At 73.0% G+C, this 2,014-nt stretch carries 3 protein-coding genes; 2 read left to right on the forward strand and 1 reads right to left on the reverse strand.

The features are described from left to right. Window positions 1-4: 4 nt before the first annotated feature. Entirely contained in the window at window positions 5-430 is a 426-nt protein-coding gene (locus tag ABZ641_RS34930; RefSeq protein ID WP_359988405.1) for a DUF2871 domain-containing protein, read from the reverse strand. Window positions 431-589: 159 nt separating this feature from the next. Between ABZ641_RS34930 and tsaA the strand changes: the two genes are divergently transcribed. Both tsaA and ABZ641_RS34940 read left to right on the forward strand, forming a co-directional pair. Beyond that, the gene (gene tsaA, locus ABZ641_RS34935; RefSeq protein WP_359988407.1) at window positions 590-1,006 is read left to right on the forward strand and encodes a tRNA (N6-threonylcarbamoyladenosine(37)-N6)-methyltransferase TrmO; all 417 of its coding nucleotides are present in this window, start codon (window positions 590-592) and stop codon (window positions 1,004-1,006) included. 206 nt (window positions 1,007-1,212) lie between these two features. Continuing rightward, window positions 1,213-2,014, forward strand: an 802-nt coding sequence (locus ABZ641_RS34940; RefSeq protein WP_359988409.1) for a lytic polysaccharide monooxygenase, incomplete at its 3' end; no start/stop codon positions are given.

Here is a 2,014-nt window from a genome sequence, read left to right on the forward strand (position 1 = left end):
GCCGTCAGGCCGCCGGGGGCTTCCCGGAGCCGGCCGGGAGGAGCTTGCCCAGGCTGACGAAGAGCAGCACGAGGCCGGCGGTGAGCAGGATGTGCCCGAGGCCGGCGATCCCGGCGATCGCCGCGCCGCTCTCGCGGCCGAGCACGGTCAGCGTCCCGTGCACGGTCATCATGCCGACGGTGAGGGCGAGGCCCGCGTTGTAGATCCAGTAGAACCAGGGGAAGAGTCTGCTGCCGGTCAGCCCGAACTGCTTCTCCAGCACCAGCACGACGAGGAAGAAGAGCATTCCGAGGGCCAGCAGGTGGGTGTGGACGACGCCGAGTTGGGAGTCGCCGGTGAAGTCCTCGGCCTTGGTCAGCTCGCGGTAGTACAGGCCGCTGACCACGCCGAGGATCATGTAGACGTGCGCCGTGTTGAGGATTCTCCGCATACTGCTCGCCTCCGGACCGGTGGGATCGTGAGGCCCCACCCTCGCCCGGAATCTGATGATCCATCAACCGGGCTGCCGGTAAAGATCCCGTGACCTCCGGCCCGCCGCCGCGGCCCGCCCTCCCCCGCGGCCGCACGGTCGCGGCGTAGGCTCGGGGACATGGCGGACGCGCAGTTCACGGTGCGGGCGGTCGGACGGGTGGAGTCGCCGCTGCGGACCCGGGCCGAGGCCCCGAAGCAGGGCGACGAGGGCGCCCCGGGGGCCTGGCTGGTCTTCGAGCCCGAGGTGGCCAGGGGGCTGCGCGAACTGGCGGCCGGCCAGGAGGTCCTGCTGCTGACCTGGCTCGACCGCGCCGACCGCGGGGTGCTCGCCGTGCACCCGCGCGGCGACCTCGCCCGTCCGGAGACCGGCGTCTTCGCCACCCGCTCGCCCGACCGTCCCAACCCGATCGGGCTGCACCGCGTCACGATCCTCGCCGTCGACGGGCTGCGCCTGCGCGTCAGCGGCCTGGAGGCCCTGGACGGCACCCCGGTCCTGGACGTCAAGCCGGTCCTCCCCGGATCCGCCGAGCGCTGACTCGGGCTCCCCCGCCCCCGGCGCGCCCCTCCGACCCGGCGCGCCCCTCCGACCCGGCCGTCGCACCGACCCCTTGCCAATTGGTATAGGCCAATCGTAGGCTCCAGGGCGGCTGACGGTGTGTCGGGTCCACACCGCCGCGCCCGCAGGCTCCCCGGGTTCGCACCTCTCCCCCACAACCGGCCCGAATCCGTACGAGGAGAACCATGTCCTGGACCCGCAGAGTCCTCGCCGCCGGCGTGCTGACGGCCGGCGCACTGGCCGCGACCGCCGGCACGGCCAGTGCGCACGGCTCGCTGTTCGGCCCCACCAGCCGGGTGGCGGCCTGCTACGCCGAGGGCCCCGAGCACCCCCAGTCCCAGGTCTGCAAGGACCTGGTCGCGATGAGCGGCACCCAGCCGCTGTACGACTGGAACGAGGTCAACATCGCCGACGCGAACGGCCGCAGCCAGCAGATCATTCCGGACGGCAAGCTGTGCTCGGCCAACCGCGACAAGTACAAGGCGCTCGACATGGCCCGCACCGACTGGCCGGCCACCTCCGTCACCGCGGGCAGCAACGCCTTCAACTTCCGCGTCACCGCCCCGCACCAGGGCGTCATGACGCTCTACATCACCAAGAGCGGCTACAACCCGACCCAGCCGCTCAAGTGGTCCGACCTCGACCTGGCCAACCCGGTCGCCCAGTACGCCACCGGGCGGACGGCGACCAACGGCTACTACACCTTCAACGGCACGCTGCCCAGCCGCACCGGCCGCCAGCTGGTGTACCTGGTCTGGCAGCGCACCGACAGCCCGGAGGCGTTCTACGGCTGCTCGGACGTCGACTTCGGCGGTTCGGCGGCCGCGGCCGGCCTCGCCGCCCCGATCGCGCCGGGGACGCCGACCGAGCAGCAGCTCGTCGCCGACGCGCCCAAGTCCACCGTGAGCTACCACGACCACGGCGCGGCGGCGGCCGCGGCGACCGGCTGCGCGAAACCCACCACCCCGCGCCGCCGCCGGGGGGCGG

Source organism: Kitasatospora sp. NPDC007106 (assembly GCF_040634455.1).
In the GTDB taxonomy this organism is placed as follows: Bacteria; Actinomycetota; Actinomycetes; order Streptomycetales; family Streptomycetaceae; genus Kitasatospora; species Kitasatospora arboriphila.

Coding starts and splice junctions, on each gene's coding strand:
- tsaA (WP_359988407.1), top strand. CDS start 590: ATGGCGGACGCGCAGTTCACGGTGCGGGCGGTCGGACGGGTGGAGTCG.
- ABZ641_RS34930 (WP_359988405.1), bottom strand. CDS start 430: ATGCGGAGAATCCTCAACACGGCGCACGTCTACATGATCCTCGGCGTG.